Here is a 14,908-nt window from a genome sequence, read left to right on the forward strand (position 1 = left end):
ACCACTACTTCTACAACGACAACCACTACTTCTACAACGACAACCACTACTTCTACAACGACAACCACGACAACCACTACTTCTACAACAACGACCACGACAACCACTACTGGAGCAATTATTTAGAAAGAACCTCTAGCATGAATAAATTTCTATCTATTCATGCTTTGAAAATATTCTCACTCCCCTAAAGAAAAGGACCACCTTAATTGGTGGCCTTTTTTATGATTTTAAAATCCTTGTTAGTTTTAAAACCTAAATGTCCCTAGGTAATATAACATATAAATTTACTATCGTAATTAGAAAAACTGCAACATAGGTTTTAATTGGTTATTCCATATCCATTGAGGACTATAACGTTGTCTTGCCAATATTTTTGCATGTATAACAGGATTTTCGCGCATTTTATTTATGATTATTTCTGCATGTTCTTGGAGATAGGCCTCTTCGGAAGGATTATACGTCTCTCGAGTATCATAACCGAAGTTTCTTGCGTCCCACCTCATGAAATAAGAATTCATGTTCTTTCCTAGCTCTTCCAAAGCAGGAACGGCCTGGTTCAACACAATAAAATTCCCCTTTGCTGCTGCCTCTAGCACTGTTAAACCGAACGATTCAGAGTAAGAGGGACATATAAAAAGATTAGATAGCGAAAATAGTTCTAAAACAGCTTTTCGAGGAAAACCTTTTTCAAAATCTTTAATATCTGAGGTAAAAAACATATCTCCCGAGTTTAAACCAAACGATCTGCCTTGGGTTCGGATAAATTCCTTATATTTTTTCGATGAAATGTCTGAGCTTGGAAAATCACAAAAAATTACCTGCACTGTTTTCTCGCATTGCTTTTTAATAGCACCACATAAAGCTGCAACTTTTTCGAACTTCTTTCCTGTTGTTAACCTTCCAGGATAAACTACAATTATTTCAGGGGTAACTAAATCTACTTCTTTCGATAATATTTTTATTTCATCACTTACATAGTTTAAAATATCTAGACTATTGTTAACTACCCTACAAAGACCTTCCGGCACATTATACTGTTTAGAAAGTGCTGAAATGCCTGACTGAGTAGGATAAACATATAATGTATTCGGCATCTGAGTATATCTTGAAGAAAATGGAAATTTAGGGTTAGGAGGTCGATTGGCTGGGGCAGAGTGCGTAAACGCAATAAACCTTAAATTTGGCAACTCTTGCTGGGCTTTTCTAACAGCAATATTATGAACTAAGTGCCACCCTTGATAATGGATATCGTGCATAATACAAACTTGTATATCAGATAATTTTTGAATCAAATCATCAGCAATAATATCCGCCTCTTCAAAAAAAGTATCATGCACCTTTCCGTTCGGTTGACTATAATCTCCCCAGTTAAATTGTTTACCATTAATTTGATTTACAACTTTCCTCCATTCAATCCTTTCATCAAGAAAAACTCCATACCGTTCATCTAAAGGACAATTTTCACTAATAAGCATTATGGGTTCTTGGTTATCATCTAGTAACATCCTAAGCTGTTCTGCTACCACATTTACCAGAGAATACGTACTATCTAAACCATTAAACATGGTGAGAATTGCAACTTTCATTTTATTAAATCCCCCTCTTTACATCTCAAGAAACCTATTTTTAAATTCATATGTTTCTTAAAGAAATTTATACCCTAGTATCTTGTATAATGATAGATAATAATAAAATAAGATGTGTATATATTTTACTTATATTCATAACCTGCGCCCTAAATAATATTCATCGACTCTTATTATAGTTAAAAAGCCCTTTACCAAATCTATTACTTAAATTTAGTATTCCAATCAAATCCTATTTCAGGATCATTCCAAGAAATTCTTTTTTCATCCGGATTAGTAGGATCATAAGATTTTGTAGTACAATAGATGACTGTCGCAGATTTTTCTCCAAGAACGCGATATCCATGAGCAACTCCTTTAGGAATTAATAATATAATGGGATTATCCTCTCCCATGTAATAAATCTCTGTTTGCCCCTTTGTAGAAGAATTTTCTCTAAGGTCATGCAGTACAACTTGAACGTTACCAGATGGAAAAAACCATATATCGTCCTGTTTTTGATGGTAGTGAAAAGCCTTGATAACACCAGGAAAAGAAGTTGACCATGAAATTTGCCCGAAATTAGATAATAAATCATCATCATCCCTTAGTACCTCAGCAAAGAAGCCTCGATCATCACAATGCTTAATAAGTTTTTTAGACTTTACTCCTTCAATCCTCATATTTATATATGCACTCCTTTTCTAAATATTCATACAACCCTTCCTTCCAGTTTCTAACATATATTCCTGTGCTATTAAGTTTCTTATTACTAAGAACAGAGTAGAGGGGCCTTGGAGTTTTTGAACCGTAATCTCGCGTAGAAATTGGAGTAATTACTGTATCCTTTTTTAAAAATTTAATGATTTCTCTTGCAAATTCATACCAACTACAACTTCCGGAATTTGTTACATGATAAATTCCGGAAGGCATTGTAATAAGTTCTTTTATTACATTTACTAAATCCTTTGTATAAGTTGGCGAACCAAATTGATCATCTACTACATCAATTTTATCTAATCTTTCACTTAAGGTTTTGATAGTGTTAACAAAATTATCCCCACCGTGTCCATATAACCAAGAAGTTCTAATAATTGTCACATCTCCGCCAAAAACTAATGCTAATTCTTCTCCTAATCTCTTGCTTTTCCCATAAATATTTTTAGGAACAGCCTGACTTTCTTCTTCGTACGGACTAAATTGATCTCCAGCAAATATATAATCTGTACTAATATGAAGAAATTTTATATTTTCTTCTTTTGACTCAGCTGCGAGGTAATAAGGACCAATCCCGTTAATAACATATGCTTTTTCTATCTCTTTTTCACAAAGATCAACCTTTGTAAAAGCGGCCGAATTAATAATCAGTTCAGGTTTTAATTTTTGAATGATTTCTCTTATTTGATTACGATTAGTTATATCTAACTGCTCTTTACTGTAAGTTAATACAACATGGCCTTCTTCTCTAAGGGTTTGGGATAAACATTTACCGAGTTGACCGTTAGCTCCTGTTATTAAAATTTTCATAAAGAAGACCCTTTAAATTTATTTATATGCCATGCAACAGTTTTTTCTAAGGATGTATTAAATGGGTCCATTTGCTTCCACCCTAACTCCTTTTGCAATTTACTTGAATTAATTGCATATCTCCGGTCATGTCCTTTCCTATCTTCAACATATTCTATTAAACTTTCGCTTTTGCCCATGACACTTAAAATATTCCTAACTACCTCTATATTGGTTTTTTCATTTCCCCCTCCAATATTATAAACCTCACCAGGTATTCCTCTTTCAAGTACTGAAGATATTGCTGTGCAATGATCTTCTACAAAAAGCCAATCTCTAATCTGCATGCCATCTCCATAAACAGGGATTTTTTTATTGTGGAGAGCACAATAAATAACAGTAGGGATAAATTTCTCTTTATTCTGAAACGGCCCAAAATTATTACTACATCTTGTAGTGATAAGAGGTAGACCAAAAGTTTCAAAGTAAGAACGAACCAATAGATCGGAACTAGCCTTTGTAGCTGAATAGGGATTATTAGGAGAAATAGGTGTTTTCTCTGTAAATGCTGATTCATTTTTATTTAAAGTACCATAAACTTCGTCTGTTGAAATATGAATCATTTTTTCAGCGTATCCATCTTGTAATAATTGTATCAAGCGATAAGTACCTACTATATTAGTTTGTATAAAATCCTCTGCGCTTTGAATACTTTTATCTACATGCGATTCAGCTGCAAAATGGATAATAGCTTTATAATTTTGATTCATTATTTTTTTTAGGTCCTCATTATTTATAATGTTTCCTTTAACAAATTTAATTCGTGAGTTAGGCTTCAATTGTAAAATTTCTGCAGGATTGCTTGCATAAGTAAGTGAGTCTATAATAGTTACATTGTATGGTGTATTTTTCAAGATATAATAAACAAAGTTTAAACCAATAAAACCTGCTCCTCCAGTAACCAGTATACTTTTATTCATTATTATCATTCCTTGTGTTGTTAAACTGTTCTTGTATTAGCTGATTTGCTTTAAATAAGGATGCATGCGTTCCAGCATCAATCCACCATCCCTGTAAAATTTCGTAAGACATTTCATTTTTAAGTATATATATATTATTCACATCAGTAATTTCAAGTTCTCCACGAGAAGAAGCAGTTAAGCTATCTATATAATTGAAAACTTTACTGTCATACATATAAATACCTGTTACGCAAAAATTTGATAAGGGTTGTTGAGGTTTTTCAACAATTGAAATAATTTTTCCCGTACTTTCATCTACCGTTGCAACTCCAAATCGTTTGGGATCATCTACTTCTTTGAGTAAAATCTTTGCACCTCCTGTTTGGTTTATAAAGTTTTTTACATATGGTACTAGAGAATCTTCAAAGATATTATCTCCAAGCATTAAAATAAATTTTTCATTCTTTATGAAATTTTTGGCATATAACAATCCATGTGATATTCCTCCAGCGTACGGTTGAACCTTATATTCAATATTCCCGCCTATATTTTCTCCATTTCCTAATATATTTTTAAAATCTTTTAAGTCCCCCCTGTTAGTAATAATGAGGATGTCTCTTATTCCACACTTAACCATCTTAGATATTGACCAATATATCATTGGATATTCCCCTACTGGAAGAAGATGTTTATTTACAATATTTGTAAAAGGTCTTAATCTAGTTCCAGTACCTCCAGCTAAAATAACTCCCTTCATTACCAATACCTCCTGTATTATAATCAAAAGAATTTAAATATAAAAAAATAAAAAGCTCCGTAATAACAAACGGAGCTTCTCCTTTCTCCCACTAAAGTGTTCCAAAACGAACAATAGCTTGTATATTTGCAATAGCTGTATTATTAGTTAAGGGATCAGTGAAAACAACTGAATCTAAACCAACTTCAGTTATAACAACATTGGTTAGATCAGGCCCATTACTTAATATTACAAGTGGGATAGGTTGGCCACTTTCTTGCGCGTTAACTAATTTCTGCCTAAAAGTGTGTCCTTCTTGAAGAATTGGTTTTCTTCTTGTAATGGATTCAAATAGTTCTTCAGTTCTAGCTAATGAATCCTTAATTAATTGGGCTCTTTCTAAAGAATTCGCCATAAAATTACCTCACTTTCTTAAAAGGTTATTACTATGTATTATATTGATTTACTCTTATTTATGATTGGATAATTGTCTATATTTCTAACTTTATCGTGACTAATAAATCTGCCTTTCTATGCAACAGCGGATTTATACAAAAGGTAACAATTTTTACTCGTTTTTCTATAACATTTGTCTATTCCAATAGGACATTCTTTGCATATTGTATTAGTAATTAAAATAAAAGGAGTGAAAATTATGACTCTTCAACTGCTTGATTCTCTTTTAGATGGTAATAAACATTGTAATAAACATTGTAATAAACATTGTAATAAACATATTAATACTTGTAGTGGAACCAGCTGTTTCGTGTTATCTCGATTAATTCCAGGAACTGTTGTAACCCTTGTAGGCGATTCTGGAACTTCCTATGGCCCTGCTACGTTTGTAAAATTTGAAGAATATGATTGTGCAGCAATTGTGAGAATTCCGGCTGCACCAGGTTCTCCAGTTACTGTTGTTGATTGTACAAAGGTTGAAAGTATTGTATTTAATTTCTAGTATATATTTATGAATATTACAAATATTTATTCAATTTATTGAGTAGTTACACAAAAGAAGCATAAAGAAAGTATTTTAATTTTTTTATGCTTCTTTTTATATTTTATATTGTAGTAGACGTTAAACTTTTCTCTTTAAAACGTAACTAATAATTATAATTTGCTTAAGCAAAAAACAATTACAATTTAAAAAGTTTATTAACACTCTGTTTGGATACTTATAAAAATAAAACAATTCTCCCAAAAAGCCTCTCCATTAAATGGAAAGGCTTCTGTTTATATTACCTTTACGAATAAATTTGGCTAAATGCATTTAAAGATCAAAATTTGGGTTTTTATCATTTTATCTAAATAGTATTATATTTCTTGGCCTTCCTCGATTTTACACTTAGAAGGTCATTCAAATATTAAAGAATGTCTAGCCTAGCTAATAAAGAAAGTAAGACTTGCAGTAAAACTTGAAGGTTTACTGCTAGATCTGTATCAGTAGTTTCAACTCTAATATTTGTAGAATTTTCAATAATTGTTTTCTGTGAATTTTTTTGTTTGATACTAGAGACTTGTTTTAATTCTTCAATAACACCATTTCCTTGTTCATTATCTCCAATTGAGATACGAACGACTACAGCAATAGCGATCTGTAAAGCGGCTTGAATAGTAGCTGCAACTTGAGTATCTGTAGTTTGTACTTTCACATTTTCTGAATCTTTAACAATAATTTTTTCAAAAGACTGTTGTTCAGTTTTAGCAATTTGATCTGCTTCTTGCCAAACATCTTTACCGGTAAAACGTTTATTTTCGCAATGATCTAATGCTCTCCATTTTCTTTCAGTCATATCTTTTCACCTCTTTTAGTTTTTTATTAAAGAACATCGATAAGCACAATAATAGCAACTAGTACTTGTAATAGTATCTGAACGTTAAGGGCAACATCTGTATCAGTTGTTGTAATTTCTACATCTTTAGAGTTTTCAATATAAATTTTTTGCTTATTTGTTTGCTCTATATCAGATAGTTGTAATAAGTCTTGAAGGATACCGTCGTTCTGTTCTGAATCAGCAATTGTAAGACGGAGAACTACTGCAATAGCTACTTGGATGGCTACTTGAATACCAATAGCTGCTTGAGTATCTGTCGTAGTGACCATAATGTCGCAAGAATCTTTAATCCAAATTAATTCATCAGATTCTTGATCAATTAAAGAAAGTTGATCCGCATCTTGAACTACTTCTGTATCAAAAACCCCAGGGCTTTCAAAACTCTCACGACTATTATAGTAATCGTACTCTGTAGACTCACTTTCATAGTGATCTACTTTACAGCCATCTTTACAATGCTTCTTTGAATCATCTTTTTTATGTCTGTTTTTACACTTTTTCTTTACATCGTAAGAATAATACTTTTTAGATGACATAACTAACACTCCTTTTTCATGGTATGTATTAATATATGAACATACCAATCAATAGGATTGGGCCAATAGACTAATGAGTTCCACCATTTTCAAAAACAACAAAAACGCCTATTTAATGGCGTTTGAAAGTGTTATAATTTATTTTTTATTATTATCCTTTGTTTGCTTAACAAATTCATCGACTCTTTTTGATAAATCTTCAACCATTTCTTTAAGCATTTGTTTTTTTTCTTCAGATAACCTTCCTTTAATTTGCTCTTTATCTATACCATGTTTAGAAAAAATATCATTTACCAATAAATCCATTAGCTTATTTGGTACAATTTCCGGATTTTTTTGTGAATCACTCATATATATCGCTCCTTTTTATAAGGGTTTATTTCATAACAACATATGCAACGCTGGCCTAAAAGGAAACATTTTCTTCACCTATTTTCAGGTGCTATTTGAGAATAAACGATATTTTTTAATAACATATACTTTATTTATATAAATAAAAAACATAGATCTATTTGATATTAGTCATAAAATAAATCCTTAGTTTTTAAAAATTTAAGATAATAAAATAAATTTAACATCATATATTTGTACATAAGGTAAGTACCTTATGTTTTCAACAATTTTCTTAACAGTATTTATGAAAAGAGTTGAGTAAAATGGGAAAAAAGGCGAAGGCTGTACATGTTGCGGTTGATTTTCCATCTTCACAAGGAAAATCATCTAATAACCAAATTTACATGACGAATGAGGATAATAATACGGTTTCTGTTGTTGATGGGGTCACAGATGAGTTAATTACGACTATAAGCGTAGGTCGTCAGCCGGTAAACGTAAATGGGAACTCATCTACTAATCGAATTTACGTGACTAATAAAGGGGATAATACAGTTTCTGTCATTGATGCTGTTACAAATACAGTTATTGGTATTATTCCAGTTGGAGGGCAACCATCGGGTGTAGGAATTAACCCCTATATGGATAGGGTTTATATAACTAACGCAGGCAGTGACACAGTTTCTGTCATCGATGGTTCAACAAATATTGTTGTTGCTACAATTCCTGTAGAAACTCATCCAATTAACCTAGATGTTCACCCTTATATCAATCGAATTTATGTCGCTAATAAGTTTAAAAATACAGTTTCCGTTATTGACGGATTAACGAATACAATAATGGCTACAGTCCCAGTAGGTGACCAACCTACTGACGTAGGGACTAACTTATCCAACAATAGAATTTACGTAGCGAATAAAAATAGTCATACCGTTTCCGTTATTGATGCTGGTACAAACGCTGTTATTGGGATAGTACCTGTCATGGAACAGCCATCTATGATTGATATTAACGGAAGTAATAATCAAATTCACGTCACGAATGAGGAAAATAGTATAGTATCGGTAATTGATGGGGCAACCAATATTGTTATTGCTACCCTCCCAGTCGGTGATCAGTCAACTTATACAATAACTGATACCTAATATAAGACATAACACTAATATTTATGTTCTATAAGAGGTGGCGTACCAATGCTTTCATTCTATAACATGTAGCAACAATAAGCATATGGACACACAATTATTGTTGCTACAATTAATGATGTTAACTACTGATTTAAAAAATTTACCTCTCATCAAATGTTCTCCATTTTTGATAAAGAGGTGGACAAATATCTTTAACATAGGCTAAAAATTCTTTTGCTAACTTTAATTCTTTCAATTCAGTTAGCAACTTAATCGGAATAGGTCGATTAGAACTAAACGCTCTTTTAAGATCAATTACTTTCAAATCTCCCTGTTCATTCATTAGGACATGCCGTAATTCTGTATCTTGTCTACTAAAGTTTAATTTTTTCAATTCATCAATGAGATTTATAAGTTGCATAACTAAAGACTTTGTTATATACCTATTTTTCTTTAGATGTTTTGCCAAGGAAATTCCGTCTACATACTCCATGACTATGTAATTTGATCCATAACCGTAGAGACGAGGAATAATAGAAGACGACTGCCCAACTTGTATGGCTTTTAACTCCTTTTTATATACTTCTTCCTTAAAAAATACTTTTACACATCGATCAGGAGTCAATTGATAAATAACTCCATCTTTCCCTTGCCCAACTACTGCATACCTTTTAAAATCCATAAATACTTTCTCTTTTTCTCTTATTGATACGTCCGAAGAATCCTCCAATACTTTTTCAATTAAAAAATGACTCTTTTTTATGGTATTAGATGAAATAAATTGAGAATTATTACTTGTTTCAAAATCAGGAAACAGACTCTTTTTTTGATTGTACCTTTTAAAGAAGGTTGTTTCCCATAATCTATAACCTTCGCTATCATCCCTACGATAATGAAAATAAGGTTTTCCCATGCTCTCCCCCCTTCCCCATTTATTATTCTATTCCTTTAAGATTAAGGTGCTTGTATAGTTATCTATTTACATATAATTTTCTGAAATTTTTTTGATAAAACCCAAGACAGGCACCCTCTCCTGTTACTAAGAGTTACATACTATAGTAAGAAAAAGAGGTGATATCAGTATGAAATATAAAGAAGATTGGGATTATGCAGAAGAAGCTCATAAAAACCCTTGCAAAAAGAAGGAAAAACATAATGAGCATAGTTCTTGCAAAGATACTTGTAAAAATCAAGAAAAACACGAAGAACACAGTCCTTGTAAAGATACTTGTAAGAAAATTAGAGTTATAAATTTATGGAAATCAAGTTCTAAGTATTGATGGTATAAATCTTAATGAATTAATAAGATCTGTTAACATCTAGTAACAGGTCTTATTTTTATAGAATAAATTCTCCTAATTCTAATTAATTTTTAACATTAACTATCCCTAAGACAAATGATTTAGAAGTAATCTTGAAAATTGGCATTATAGCATTAACGGAAGGGTTCTTCCCGTCCCTTCGTTCACTGCTTTACATAATAAGGTTATTAATTGTATAGGTCTTTTGTAAATAATCGGTATATAACTACTTAATTTTTAATTTTCCGCCAATGCCGGTTTCTAATATCTGAATAGCTCCATATATTGTTTATAGTACAAGTATAGTAGAAAAAGCTACGGGAGGAACAAATATGAGCAATTATATACTAGTAATTGGGGCTCATCCTGATGACGAGCTATTAGGAACCGCAGGAACATTAAAAAAACTTGTAGATGCAGGCTATAAAGTAATTTCAGTAATTACTGCTTTAGGGAGAAAGGAAGAAGCTCATCATATCCAGCAATTTGGACGGCTTGCTAACAAAGAAATTGGGATTGATGAGGTAATATTTCTTGAGCATGTCAATTTAGAGTTAGAAATGATTCCTCTTCATGAATTAACAAAAGAAATTGAGCAGCTCATTCAGAAATATAAGCCGGTTAAGATCTTTACACATCACTACGGTGATCTAAATAAAGATCACCAGGTCACTTTTCAAGCAGTACTAACTGCAGCTAGACCCCTTCCTAATACTCCCCCTATAGAGATAATTACCTTTGAAACGGTCTCGTCTAGTGAATGGAATACTTCCACACCTGATAAAATATTCAAACCAAATTATTTTGTAGATGTTACAGCACAGATGGATTATAAACTCAATGCTCTGAGACATTACGATATTGAAATGAGAGATTTCCCTCACCCTCGTTCTTATGAAGGCATTGAGTACTTAGGAAAACTACGAGGGATGAGTGTTGGCGTGCCTTATGCTGAAGCTTTCGAAATTATACGGAGGGTTTGGAAATGAACAATGAAATTACTTTTCCCTATCCTTATATAGTCGAAAGATTAGACCAACATTATGGACTTAAATCGCATTCTTCAAAAAAATTTGTTTCAACGGAACAACCCAAAAAAAGAAACCTTTCCAAAAAAGGTACAAAAAAGAAACTTTCTATTTTAATTGCTACATTTTGGAGCTTTCCTCATGTAGGAGGTCTTTCTAATTATATTATTAATCTAAGTACAGGTTTAAGGAGTCAAGGACATAAAGTAGACATTATTTCTCCTAATCAATTCTCAACTTCTGAAGTAAAAAAGCTTCGAGAAAGTGTTACTCCAAATCTAAGAGGTTTCTTCACAAAGCGCTATGGAATTTATAATGATCGAATTTTAAATCATAAAAGACTTATATATGTATACGAAAAAATGCTTGAAACCATAGATTTAGAAAAATATGATATTCTTCATGCTCAAGACTTATTTACAGCAAATATCCTAGGAAGATTTAATGAAATTTACCGAAAACCTTTATTTTATACACCTCACGGTATGTTCACATTTAACAGACTAAAATTTGACATAATCAAAGAAGGTTCTGTTGAAGAAGCATATTTTAAAGAACTTGAAAGTAAAGCGATAACATATGCAAGCCATATTATTGTTCTTAGTGATTCATTTCGTGAACCATTAATAAAATTAGGGGCAAAAAATCGAAATATAACTACAGTCATTACGGGAATTGATTATCCAATGAACCAAAGGCAAGAAAAAGCAACATCTTCACACAAGCTTACTATTACATGCGTAGCTAGACTTGGACCACGAAAAGGACATAACCATTTATTTGAAGCGCTGTCACGACTTAAAAAATATACTACAAATATTGAAGTGTTAATTGTTGGTGATGGACAAATGAGGAAAACCTTAGAAAAGCAGAAAAAAGATCTAGGCTTGTCAATGGTCAAATTCTTAGGATCTAGAGATGACGTACCCTTACTTTTAAGTAAAACCGACATCTTTGTACTTCCCACAATCAACGATAGCTTACCTCTCTCCATAATTGAAGCTATGCATAGTGGAACCGCCGTAATTTCCACAAATTGCGGAGGCATCCCTGAACTCATAACGAATAATAAAACAGGTATTATTGTAGAACCTGGAAATTCTGAACAATTGACTCATGCATTAAAATTTCTGATTACTAATAAAAAAGCTCGAAATAAAATGAGTACAAATGCTAAAATTTTCGCTAAAAAACACTTAACCATAGATAGTATGGTAGGAAAAATAAAACATTTGTACATCGATTTTTGGGAGATGAATTAAGGTATGAACCATGAACATTCTGCAGTTATCCTTGACCTGAGTGCTAACGGGGTTGGCATTATTAGAAGTTTAGCCAAAAAAGGGATAAAAGTGTACGCTTTTGACACGAAAAAACCATATAAAATAGGAAAATCACGCCTCGCTACTTGTGGTATATGTCCTAGTCCTTTAACGGAAGAAAAAAAGCTATTAGATTTCTTAATTGACCTGTCTAAGAAGATTGGTTCAAAGCCCGTCCTATATACAGGAGCAGATGACTATGTACAATTCATCTCGAAAAATCGAGATGAATTGCTAAAATATTTCTTATTTTTATTTCCCGATGATTCTTTAATTGAACAAGTACTGGATAAAAACAAAACTTATGAACTCGCCATCAAGCATAATATTCCATGTCCGAGAACATATGTAATAGATAATAAAGAAGAACTTGAAGATGCTATTTCAACTCTTGATTTTCCTTGTATTTTAAAACCTGTTCTTGGCCATGAATTTAGAAAAAAAATTAATAAAAAAGCAATTGTATTTGAAAATCCTGAGGAGTTAAGGAGTGAATATCCTTTTTATAGGGAATGCGGACAGTTAATTATTCAAGAATTAATTCCTGGAGATAACCAGTGTTTTTATAAAGTAGCCACTTTCTATGATGACAATATGAATTTACTTGGGTTATTTTCTCTACAAAAGAATCATCAATTTCCTGCGGAATTTGGAACAGGTGCTCATATTGTCAGTAAAAGAGTTCCTGAACTTATTGATGTATGTGTTCCATTTTTTGAAGAAATAAAGCTTAAAGGTATCGGGATGGCTGAATTCAAGAAAGATCCGAGAGATGGAACTTATAAATTCATTGAAATAAACCCTCGCTTTTGGCTCACTCATAGCCTCACAGGCCCTTCAGGCATTGATTTTGTCTACATGTATTATTTATATCTAACTAATCAAAATCCAGAACCTAGATTGAATCAAATAGACGGTATTAAATGGATTTATCTTGTAAGATATTATCTTACTTTTCTTCAAAAGAAAAGGAAATCAGAGATGACTTTTAAAGATTTTTACCAGGGGTTACAAGGTCAAAAAGAGTTTGCTTTATTTGCATGGAATGATCCAATGCCATTTTTCAGAAGCGCATGCTCTCATCTAATTAATGCCTGGAAACCCAAACGAAAGGAATGAATACTGTGTATGATTCTAAAACTCTACATCATCAGTTTAAAGATTTAAGATTAGCTGAAAAACTTTCTTATTCTATTGGTGAAAAAATCACAATTGTTCCTTCAGAAATCAAGTGTTTAAAATCAACAAAACGAAGTAGTATATATAAACTACTGATTCAAAAACAGAATGGTTATCACCCAATTATCTTTAAGGTTTACGATTCTAAAGCCTACAAAAACGAAGTGGAAATTAATATCTATAAAAAAGCTTATCCAATTTTAAAAGAGTTTTTGCCTGGTATTTACCTCATAGAAACGGTGAAAAATGAAACATGGGTATTCATGGAATTCGTGAACCAGATACGTGGACAATTAACCTTCTCTCCTTATCATTTTCAATATATTATTCCCAGCATAGCTAAACTTCATGGTCAGACTTTTGAAAGTAGATTCAAAAAGGATAAAACTATTTGGAAAGATTGGCTTCCTGTTTATACTTCTATGAAAAAGAATAGAATCAAATATATGAATCAAACAATTGACCTACTAGATGCTGCGATGAGAGACAATCGTATTAACCATATAATAAAACCTTATTACCCATCATTAATCAAGCTATATAATCAAGGACCCGATTTCTTTCCTGAACTAATTGAAAATGGATCATCTATTACTCATGGTGATCTTCATATGCAAAATATATGTAGCAAAAAGGTTACTCAAAATACACCGTGGAATATTCAATTGATTGATTGGGAGTCAGCCAAATACTCTCCAGTTTGGTTTGACATGGTTGTATTAGTAGAACTATTGCTTGGCTTCAGAAAGGATTGGCAGCCAAACGCAGAGAAAATACGCACTCAATGTGTACAGATATACGTGGATGAAATGAGGAAATACGGAATTACCTTTAAAACAAATCCAATGACTCTTTATAAAATGGCTTATCTCCAACGAACTTTAGAAAGAGGACTTCACACTCAACTAAGAAGGGTTGCTGATAACCGTGAAGGTGAGCTCTTAAGTTACCATCTTGAAAAAATTTCAACATGGGGTAAAGAGTTAGGAATATATAAATAAATTTATTTTCAAGCTATTTTTCTGCAACATGCGGGAGTTTAATGACCTATTCGTCTATAACTTCTTAATTTTATCCTTCATCTATTCCTAACTTTAAGCTCGTAAATTCTCTTTTGTTTACTAATTTCTACTCACTTCTTCCTCTATCATTTTTAACGATTACGTTAAAAATAGTTTAAAAGCCACTTTTTTCTGAATGTACAAGCAATTTTTCTTTTTAAAAATAGAATATATAGAAACACCAATTTTAAATAAAGGTAGGGAATTCATTTGACTAAATTTTATTATGATCAAAATGATGAAAGTAAACACTGTTTAAAAGCGATGTTTGACCTTCGCAAAAATAAAAGTAAACATGAAAAAGACCATGGCAAAGATAAATGCAAAGACAAACATGAGAAAGACCATGGCAAAGATAAATGCAAAGACAAACATGAAAAAGATTATGGCAAAGATAAATGCAAAGACAAACAT

At 32.0% G+C, this 14,908-nt stretch carries 17 protein-coding genes and 1 pseudogene; 8 read left to right on the plus strand and 10 right to left on the minus strand.

The annotated features are described in order from the left end of the window. Window positions 1–299: 299 nt before the first annotated feature. The 6 genes from ACFX4W_RS00140 to ACFX4W_RS00165 form a co-directional block, all read right to left on the minus strand. Window positions 300–1,589 (minus strand): glycosyltransferase, encoded by a 1,290-nt coding sequence (locus tag ACFX4W_RS00140; RefSeq protein ID WP_377558845.1) that lies wholly within the window; start codon window positions 1,587–1,589, stop codon window positions 300–302. 203 nt (window positions 1,590–1,792) lie between these two features. Next, window positions 1,793–2,251, minus strand: coding sequence for a dTDP-4-dehydrorhamnose 3,5-epimerase family protein (locus tag ACFX4W_RS00145; protein WP_377558846.1), 459 nt, complete (start codon window positions 2,249–2,251; stop codon window positions 1,793–1,795). Next, complete coding sequence (rfbD, locus tag ACFX4W_RS00150) at window positions 2,241–3,095, minus strand: dTDP-4-dehydrorhamnose reductase (protein WP_377558847.1); 855 nt, start codon at window positions 3,093–3,095, stop codon at window positions 2,241–2,243. The genes ACFX4W_RS00145 and rfbD overlap by 11 nt, the downstream gene beginning before the upstream one ends. After that, on the minus strand, window positions 3,092–4,054 hold the full coding sequence (rfbB, locus tag ACFX4W_RS00155; protein ID WP_377558848.1) for a dTDP-glucose 4,6-dehydratase: 963 nt from the start codon (window positions 4,052–4,054) through the stop codon (window positions 3,092–3,094). The genes rfbD and rfbB overlap by 4 nt, the downstream gene beginning before the upstream one ends. Further along, complete coding sequence (locus ACFX4W_RS00160) at window positions 4,047–4,793, minus strand: sugar phosphate nucleotidyltransferase (RefSeq protein ID WP_377558849.1); 747 nt, start codon at window positions 4,791–4,793, stop codon at window positions 4,047–4,049. Before ACFX4W_RS00160 ends, rfbB begins: the two co-directional genes overlap by 8 nt. A gap of 91 nt (window positions 4,794–4,884) precedes the next feature. Beyond that, complete coding sequence (locus ACFX4W_RS00165; protein WP_377558850.1) at window positions 4,885–5,187, minus strand: hypothetical protein; 303 nt, start codon at window positions 5,185–5,187, stop codon at window positions 4,885–4,887. A 351-nt stretch (window positions 5,188–5,538) separates the two neighbouring features. On the opposite strand from ACFX4W_RS00165, the gene ACFX4W_RS00170 reads away from it, so the two are divergent. After that, complete coding sequence (locus ACFX4W_RS00170) at window positions 5,539–5,730, plus strand: hypothetical protein (protein WP_377558851.1); 192 nt, start codon at window positions 5,539–5,541, stop codon at window positions 5,728–5,730. 406 nt (window positions 5,731–6,136) lie between these two features. On the opposite strand, the gene ACFX4W_RS00175 is transcribed toward ACFX4W_RS00170, so the two are convergent. The 3 genes from ACFX4W_RS00175 to ACFX4W_RS00185 all read right to left on the minus strand — a co-directional run bounded on the left by ACFX4W_RS00175 (window position 6,137) and on the right by ACFX4W_RS00185 (window position 7,494). Continuing rightward, the gene (locus ACFX4W_RS00175) at window positions 6,137–6,565 is read right to left on the minus strand and encodes a spore coat protein (RefSeq protein WP_377558852.1); all 429 of its coding nucleotides are present in this window, start codon (window positions 6,563–6,565) and stop codon (window positions 6,137–6,139) included. 26 nt (window positions 6,566–6,591) lie between these two features. Then, complete coding sequence (locus tag ACFX4W_RS00180) at window positions 6,592–7,143, minus strand: spore coat protein (protein ID WP_377558853.1); 552 nt, start codon at window positions 7,141–7,143, stop codon at window positions 6,592–6,594. A gap of 138 nt (window positions 7,144–7,281) precedes the next feature. Then, a complete protein-coding gene (locus ACFX4W_RS00185) occupies window positions 7,282–7,494 on the minus strand; it encodes a spore coat protein (RefSeq protein ID WP_377558854.1) in 213 nt (70 codons plus the stop codon). A gap of 305 nt (window positions 7,495–7,799) precedes the next feature. Here ACFX4W_RS00185 and ACFX4W_RS00190 point away from each other — a divergent pair, with 305 nt between their 5' ends. Next, entirely contained in the window at window positions 7,800–8,621 is an 822-nt protein-coding gene (locus ACFX4W_RS00190) for a YncE family protein (protein WP_377558855.1), read from the plus strand. A 142-nt stretch (window positions 8,622–8,763) separates the two neighbouring features. On the opposite strand, the gene ACFX4W_RS00195 is transcribed toward ACFX4W_RS00190, so the two are convergent. After that, on the minus strand, window positions 8,764–9,285 hold the full coding sequence (locus ACFX4W_RS00195; protein ID WP_377558860.1) for a kinase: 522 nt from the start codon (window positions 9,283–9,285) through the stop codon (window positions 8,764–8,766). A gap of 400 nt (window positions 9,286–9,685) precedes the next feature. Between ACFX4W_RS00195 and ACFX4W_RS00200 the strand changes: the two genes are divergently transcribed. From ACFX4W_RS00200 to ACFX4W_RS00225, 6 genes and pseudogenes are all read left to right on the plus strand, one after another. Next, entirely contained in the window at window positions 9,686–9,883 is a 198-nt protein-coding gene (locus ACFX4W_RS00200; protein ID WP_377558856.1) for a hypothetical protein, read from the plus strand. 353 nt (window positions 9,884–10,236) lie between these two features. Then, complete coding sequence (locus ACFX4W_RS00205; protein WP_377558857.1) at window positions 10,237–10,893, plus strand: PIG-L deacetylase family protein; 657 nt, start codon at window positions 10,237–10,239, stop codon at window positions 10,891–10,893. Further along, window positions 10,890–12,194: a glycosyltransferase family 4 protein gene (locus ACFX4W_RS00210; protein ID WP_377558858.1), complete on the plus strand. Its 1,305-nt coding sequence runs from the start codon at window positions 10,890–10,892 to the stop codon at window positions 12,192–12,194. The genes ACFX4W_RS00205 and ACFX4W_RS00210 overlap by 4 nt, the downstream gene beginning before the upstream one ends. Before the next feature lie 3 nt (window positions 12,195–12,197). Further along, on the plus strand, window positions 12,198–13,373 hold the full coding sequence (locus ACFX4W_RS00215; protein WP_280169456.1) for a carboxylate--amine ligase: 1,176 nt from the start codon (window positions 12,198–12,200) through the stop codon (window positions 13,371–13,373). A 5-nt stretch (window positions 13,374–13,378) separates the two neighbouring features. Beyond that, entirely contained in the window at window positions 13,379–14,434 is a 1,056-nt protein-coding gene (locus ACFX4W_RS00220) for a phosphotransferase (protein WP_377558859.1), read from the plus strand. Window positions 14,435–14,704: 270 nt separating this feature from the next. Continuing rightward, window positions 14,705–14,908, plus strand: a pseudogene (locus tag ACFX4W_RS00225) (hypothetical protein); the annotation flags it as partial.

This window comes from Priestia sp. YIM B13489 (assembly GCF_042787645.1).
Taxonomy (GTDB): Bacteria; Bacillota; Bacilli; order Bacillales; family Bacillaceae_H; genus Priestia; species Priestia megaterium.

What these genes read in the sequence shown, in the direction of transcription:
- rfbB (WP_377558848.1), bottom strand. Translation starts at nt 4,054, where the DNA reads ATGAATAAAAGTATACTGGTTACTGGAGGAGCAGGTTTTATTGGTTTA.
- rfbD (WP_377558847.1), bottom strand. Translation starts at nt 3,095, where the DNA reads ATGAAAATTTTAATAACAGGAGCTAACGGTCAACTCGGTAAATGTTTA.
- ACFX4W_RS00165 (WP_377558850.1), bottom strand. Translation starts at nt 5,187, where the DNA reads ATGGCGAATTCTTTAGAAAGAGCCCAATTAATTAAGGATTCATTAGCT.
- ACFX4W_RS00175 (WP_377558852.1), bottom strand. Translation starts at nt 6,565, where the DNA reads ATGACTGAAAGAAAATGGAGAGCATTAGATCATTGCGAAAATAAACGT.
- ACFX4W_RS00145 (WP_377558846.1), bottom strand. Translation starts at nt 2,251, where the DNA reads ATGAGGATTGAAGGAGTAAAGTCTAAAAAACTTATTAAGCATTGTGAT.
- ACFX4W_RS00180 (WP_377558853.1), bottom strand. Translation starts at nt 7,143, where the DNA reads ATGTCATCTAAAAAGTATTATTCTTACGATGTAAAGAAAAAGTGTAAA.
- ACFX4W_RS00210 (WP_377558858.1), top strand. Translation starts at nt 10,890, where the DNA reads ATGAACAATGAAATTACTTTTCCCTATCCTTATATAGTCGAAAGATTA.
- ACFX4W_RS00185 (WP_377558854.1), bottom strand. Translation starts at nt 7,494, where the DNA reads ATGAGTGATTCACAAAAAAATCCGGAAATTGTACCAAATAAGCTAATG.
- ACFX4W_RS00140 (WP_377558845.1), bottom strand. Translation starts at nt 1,589, where the DNA reads ATGAAAGTTGCAATTCTCACCATGTTTAATGGTTTAGATAGTACGTAT.
- ACFX4W_RS00215 (WP_280169456.1), top strand. Translation starts at nt 12,198, where the DNA reads ATGAACCATGAACATTCTGCAGTTATCCTTGACCTGAGTGCTAACGGG.
- ACFX4W_RS00200 (WP_377558856.1), top strand. Translation starts at nt 9,686, where the DNA reads ATGAAATATAAAGAAGATTGGGATTATGCAGAAGAAGCTCATAAAAAC.
- ACFX4W_RS00205 (WP_377558857.1), top strand. Translation starts at nt 10,237, where the DNA reads ATGAGCAATTATATACTAGTAATTGGGGCTCATCCTGATGACGAGCTA.
- ACFX4W_RS00160 (WP_377558849.1), bottom strand. Translation starts at nt 4,793, where the DNA reads ATGAAGGGAGTTATTTTAGCTGGAGGTACTGGAACTAGATTAAGACCT.
- ACFX4W_RS00190 (WP_377558855.1), top strand. Translation starts at nt 7,800, where the DNA reads ATGGGAAAAAAGGCGAAGGCTGTACATGTTGCGGTTGATTTTCCATCT.
- ACFX4W_RS00195 (WP_377558860.1), bottom strand. Translation starts at nt 9,285, where the DNA reads ATGGATTTTAAAAGGTATGCAGTAGTTGGGCAAGGGAAAGATGGAGTT.